General features: G+C 78.9%; 1 protein-coding gene and 1 pseudogene. One reads left to right on the top strand and one right to left on the bottom strand.

The window, feature by feature from the left end; translation table 11 throughout:
* Positions 1-87: 87 nt before the first annotated feature.
* Positions 88-2,907: an AfsR/SARP family transcriptional regulator gene (locus AC07BF_RS00575; RefSeq protein WP_478332690.1), complete on the bottom strand. Its 2,820-nt coding sequence runs from the start codon at positions 2,905-2,907 to the stop codon at positions 88-90.
* 350 nt (positions 2,908-3,257) lie between these two features.
* Here AC07BF_RS00575 and AC07BF_RS00570 point away from each other — a divergent pair.
* Positions 3,258-6,138, top strand: a pseudogene (locus AC07BF_RS00570) (AfsR/SARP family transcriptional regulator); the annotation flags it as partial.

Genomic DNA, 6,138 nt, shown 5'->3' with positions numbered 1-6,138 from the left:
CTCCCTTCTCCCCCCCCCCCTCCCCCCCCCCCCCCCCCCCCTCCCCCCCCCCCCCCCCCCCCCCCCCCCCCCCCCCGGGGGAGCCGGTCAGTGCCGGTGTGGCGCGCGCGAGTTCAGCGACTCCTCCAGGCTGGTGGTGAACTCGCTCTGCACCCCGGCCAGTCGATCGTGGCTGCGGAAGCGGTCGAGCGCCGAACGCAGCCGGTCCAGGGCCTCCAGTTCACGGCCCCGGCTCAGCAGGTAGGCGGCGTGCGACTGTTCGGCGATGGCCTGGAGGTAGAGCAGGCCCGCTTCCTCGCAGCCGGCCAGCAGCCGGTGCCAGGCCAGGTCGACGGTCTCGCTGCGCCCGTGCGGGGGCAGGGTGTGCGCCTCGGTCAGCATCGACCACAGGTGGATCGAGGTGACCGGGCGGGCGGGCAGCAGCTCCCTGGCCTCCCGGGCCTGCCGCAGCGCGCCCTGCCGGTCCCCGGCCAGCAGGCTCACCCAGCTGTGGTGGACCAGGGCGACGGCCAGCGGCCGGGGGTCGCCGGACTCCACGGCCAGCGCGGCCGAGCCGGACGCCAGCCGGGCGGCCTCGGTCGCGCTGCCCAGGATCGCGGTGATCAGCGACTGGGTGGCGAGCGCGCGGGCGTACGCGGCGCGGCCCGCGGGCCCGGTCGCGGCCTCGCCGGCGGCCACCGCCCGGCGCGCGGCCTCGGCCGCCTCCTGGCGGCGTTCCAGCCCGAGCAGCGCGTTCGCCCGGGCGCCGTGCAACTGGGCGGCGGCCAGCTCGTCGCCGCACCGCTCGGCCTCCCGGACGCCCGCGCGCAGGCAGCCCAGCCAGTCGGTGAACCGGCTGGAGCCGTAGTACAGCGGGCCGGCGGCCTGGGCCAGCCGCCAGACCCGGTCCGGGTCGTCGGCGGTGCCGGTGATCAGCGCGCGGATCGCGGGCTCCTCGGCCTGGAACCAGTCCAGTGCGGCGCGGATGCCGTCGGCCGGCGGCAGGGCCCGCGGGGGGTGGACGAGCGTGTCGAAACCGTCCTGGCCCGGCTCGATGAACTCGCCGCCCTGCCGCAGCGCCGCCTGGTAGTAGTCCAGCAGCCGCTCCCGGGCGAGGCGTCGGCGCGGCTCGGGCTGCTCGGCGAGCAGCCCGGCGCTGAACAGCCGGACCAGCTCGGCGCGGCCGTAGCGCCCGGGCGCCGCACCGGTGAGCAGGTGGTGGGCGGCGAGTTCGCCGAGCGACCGGCGGGCGGTGGCCGGGTCGGCGCCGAGCACGGCCGCACTGGTCAGGGTGTCCACCTCCCGGCCCGGGTGGGCGGCCAGGAGGGTGAGCAGTTCGGCGGCGCCGGGGGAGAGGCGGCGGTACGTCAGGAGGAGCTCGGTGGTGACGCCGGTCGCGCCGTCGGCGTCCAGGACGGGCAGTCTGGTCTGCTCGTCGGCGAGTTCGGCGACCAGTTCGGCGATCGTCCAGTCCGGGCGGGTGGCCAGCCGGGCCGCGGCGATCCGCAGCGCCAGCGGCAGGTGGTCGCAGAGCCCGGCCAGTTCGGTGGCGGCGGCCGGTTCGGCCCGCAGCCGGTCGGGGCCGAGCGCGCGCTCCAGCAGCCGCAGGGAGTCGTCCTGGGGCAGCGGGGGCAGGCGCAGCAGGGCCGCACCGTCGGCGGCCACCAGCCCCTCCAGCGAGCCGCGGCTGGTCACCACGGCGGCGCAGCCGGGCCCCTGCGGCAGCAGGTCGGCGACCTGGTCGGCATCGGCGGCGTCGTCCAGGACCACCAGCAGGCGCCGCCCCCTGGTCCGGTCGCGGTAGAGCGCGGCCCGGTCGTCCCGGTCCTCGGGGACGGCGCCCTCGGAGACCCCGAGGGCCCGCAGGAAGCCGCCGAGGGCGGCTTCCGGGTCGGCCGGGCCGGCCGGGTCGAGGCCCCGCAGGTCGGCGAACAGCTGCCCGTCCGGGAAGTGCGGGGCGCGGCGGTGCGCCCAGGCGGTGACCAGCGCGCTCTTGCCGGCCCCGGCCGGTCCGACCACCACGGCCAGGCCGTCACCGGCGCGGTCCGGGCCGCACTCGCCGTCCAGCCAGCAGCCCTCGCTGTCCCGGCCGACGAAGTCGACCGGGCGGCGCGGGAGTTGACGGGGAACCCGCGGCGCGGCCGGAGGGGCCGCCGAGCGGGCCGGGGCCGGCTGCTCGGCCCCGCCCCCGGACAGCACCTCGGCGAGCGCCGCCTGGAGCGCCGGGCCGGGCCGGATCCCCAGCTCGCGGTCCAGCCGCACCCGGGCCTGGTGGTAGGCGGACAGCGCGTCCGCCGGCCGCCCGGCCTGGTGCAGACAGCGCATCAGCAGCGCCACCAGCTCCTCGCGCAGCCCGTCGGTCCGCACGTGCTGCTCCAGGGCCGGCACCGCCGCCACCCCGCTGCCCTGGCGCAGCCGCAGCCCGGCCCAGCTGAGCACGGCGGCGGTGCGGGCCTGCTCCAGCTGGTCGACCACCGCCGCGCGCACGGCGGTGTCGGGCAGGTCGGCCAGGGCCTCGCCGCGCCACAGCCGCAACGCCTGCTCCAGCAGCGCGATCGCCTGTGCGTCCGCCGTGCCGCAGCCGAGTCCGGCCTGTTCGGCGGCCCGGTCGGTCAGCGCCTCGAAGCGCAGCGCGTCCACCTCCTCGGCCGGACCGGCCAGCAGGTAGCCGGACGAACGGGTGTGCAGCACGAACGGGGTGTCGGCGATCGCCTTGCGCAGCGCCGCCACGTGCCCCTGTAGGGCGGCCCGGGCGCTGGCCGGCGGCCGCTCGCCCCACAGCAGCTCGCAGAAGCCGTCCACCCCGACCACCCGGCCCAGCCGCAACGCGAGCAGCGCCAGGATCGCCCTGCGCTGCGCCCCCGGCAGCGAGGCGAAGCCGTCCGCCCCGGCCCGCAGCTCCACCGGGCCGAGGAGCCGAATCCGCACCAGTACCCCCACTTCACCCACGACGGGCAGGGCGTCCCCCCGCCCCATTGACGTCCGGGGCGTGCCCCGGGGTGGAGCAGTGTAGTGCCCTGAAGTGTCCTGTTCGCGCCAGATCGCCCACTCCCCGGGCGCCGCCGGGTGGCGGCGCCCGGCGGAACGGACGTCGATGCCGGGCCCTGCGGATCTTGCCGGGTCCGGGTCCGACCCGACAAGATCCACCAGATCCGAGCAGACCCCATCCGGCCGCGTGCACGTGACCGGACCAGGCCTATCCTCTGACGACGCCGGGAAGACGCCGGAGGTTGTCGTCGGCGGCGGATCCGATCGGCGACAGGGGAGGAGAGGGCCGCATGCACATCGACCTGCTCGGGCCGGTCGCCGTACGACGGGACGACGGGACGACGGTCACACCCTCGGCCCCCAAACGCCGGGCGCTGCTGAGCACCCTCGCCATCCGGCTCAACCAGACCGTCGGCACCGACGAGCTGATCGAGCTGGTCTGGGACGGCGACGCGCCCCCCACCGCCCGCGCCGCGCTCCAGGGGCACGTCGCGGCCCTGCGCCAACTGCTCGACTGCCCCGGGCTCACCCTGGGCACCCGCGGCGCCGGCTACCTGCTGGCCGGCGACCCCGACCGGGTGGACCTGCTGCACTTCCGCGGGCTCTGCGACCGGGCGGGCGTGCTGCGGCCCGCCCCGGCCGCGCCCGCCGGGAGCACCGAGCCCGAGCCGCACGATCCGGCCGTGCCCCTGCTGCGCGCCGCCCTGGACCTGTTCCGCGGCCCGGCCCTCGTCGACTGCGGGTCCGTCCTGCTGCGCGAGCGCACCCTGCCGCACGTCACCGACCTGCGGCTGCGCGCCCTGGACCGGCTCGCCGAGGGCCTGCTCGGGGCCGGCCGCGGCGGCGAGCTGGCCGGCGAGCTGGCCGAGGCGGCGGTCGCCCACCCGACCCGGCAGACGCTGGTCGCGCGGCTGGTCCGCTGCCTCGACCAGGCCGGCCGCCGGGACGAGGCGGCGGCCTGGTACGACCGGGCGGTGGCCCGGCTCTCCGGCCCGCCCGGTCCGGAGCTGCGCCACGCCGGTGAACGGTCGGCGGACGGCCCCGAGCGGGACGCGCCGCCCAGACCCGCCCGGCTTCCGAGGCGTGGTGCGCCGGACCGCAGGTTCACCGGCCGGTCGGCCGAATTCGCCCGGCTCGACGAGGCCCTGGCCGCCGCCGTCCGGTCCGGCCACCCGATCCTGGTCACCGGACCGGCCGGGGTCGGCAAGACCAGCCTGGTCCAGCACTGGGTGCAGCGGTCCACCGGGCACTTCCCCGACGGAGTCCTGCACGCCGAGCTGGGCGGCTTCGACCCGGCCGGGCCCCGCGAACCCGCCGACGTGCTGGCCGGGTTCCTGCTCGCCCTCGGCGAGCCGGCGGGCGCCCTGCCCGCCTCGCCCGAGGAGCGGGAGCAGCGCTACCGGGAACTGCTGGCCGGCCGCCGGCTGCTGATCGTGCTGGACGACGCGCGCTCGTACGAGCAGCTCGCCCCGCTGCTGCCCGACCCGCCCCCGCCGGGGGACGGCCCGGACGGGAACGGGGCCGGGGACGGGGACGCAGGCACCCGCGGCACCCCCGTCGTCGTCGTCACCAGCCGCAGCCGGCTGCGCGACCTGCTGGTCCGCGACGGCGGCATCCCGCTCCCGCTGGGCGTGCTCGGCGCCGAGGACGCGGCCGAACTGCTCGCCCGGACCCTCGGCCCGGCCCGGGTCGCCGCCGAACCGCAGGCGGCCGCCGACCTCGCCGCGGCCTGCGACCACCTGCCGCTCGCCCTGCGGCTGGCCGCCGCCCGGCTGGCCGCCCGCCCCGGCTGGACCCTGGGCGACCTGGCCGCGGAACTCGCCGACGAGCAGACCGGCCTCGCCACCCTGGCCGGCACCGACCGCGGCCCGATCGGTGTCACCACCGCCCTGGACCACACCTACCGGACTCTGCCGCCCGCCCCCGCCCGGCTGTTCACCCTGCTCGGCCTGCACCCCGGCGCGGTGATCGACACCGCCACCGCCGCCGCGCTCGCCGATCTGCCGCCCGCCGCCACCCGCACCCTGCTGACCCGCCTCGACGCCGTCCACCTGCTGGAGGAGACCACGCCCGGCCGCTACGCCCGGCGCGAGCTGGTCCGGCGCTACGCGGCCGGGCAGGCCGCCGAACTCACCTGCGACGACCGGTTCGTCGCCCTCGACCGGCTGATCGCCCACTACCTCGCGGTCACCGCGGCCTGGACCACCGGCGGCTGCACCACCGCCGCCTGGACGCCCGAGGGCGGCGGCGCGGCCCCGGCGGAGGCGGCCGCCTGGTTCCGCCGGGAGGAGAGCGCCCTGCGCGCGGTGGTGGTCTGCGCCGAGCAGTTCGGCCGGACCGCCGAATCCTGGCAACTCGCCCACCGGATAGGCCTGCTGTACGAGACCACCGGCCACGACCGGACGCACTGGCGCGCCGTCACCGAGGCCGGCCTGCGCGCCGCCCACAGCTGCGCGGACCAGGCGGCCGTCGCCCGGCTGGCCACCGACCTCGCCGTCCTGCACGTCGACCGCGCCGCCCATCGCACCGCCGTCCAGCAACTGGAACGGGCCGTGGCCGCCGCAGACCGGGCCGGCGACCAACTGCTGCGCCACCAATGCCGTGCCCGGGTGGCCGGTGCGCTGCTGCGGGCCGGCCGCTACGACCAGGCCCTGCCGCTGATGACCGACCTGGTGAGCGCAGCCCGCACCCCGGCCGTCGGCGGCCTGCTCGTCCGCGCGCTCACCGACCTCGCCGACGCGCTGGTCCTGGCCGGCTCCCCCGGCCCGGCCCTGGTCCACGCCGACGAGGCCGTCCGGGTCGCCACCACCCGCTCCGGCGCCGAGGCCGTCCTCGCCACCCAGAGCCGGGCCCGCGCCCTGCACGCGCTCGGCCGCCGCGACGCCGCCCTGTCCACGGCCCGACTCGCCGTCGCCCTGGGCCGCACGGTCGGCGACACCGGACTGGAGTCCCGCACCCACGGCCTGCTGGCTGACCTGCTGTGCGAACTGGGCCGCACCACCGAGAGCGCCGTCGCCAGACGGCAGGCGGCCCGGGCCCTGGGGGGGGGGGGGGGGGGGGGGGGGGGGGGGGGGGGGCACCCACACCACCCCCCCCCCCCCCCCCCCCCCCCTCCCTCCTCCCCCCCCCCCCCCCCCCCCCCCCCCCCCCCCTCCCCCCCCCCCCCCCCCT

The organism is Kitasatospora sp. NPDC043950 (assembly GCF_056435345.1).
The sequence above is the reverse complement of the archived record's forward strand: the minus strand, read 5'-3'. Positions and strand labels throughout refer to the sequence as shown.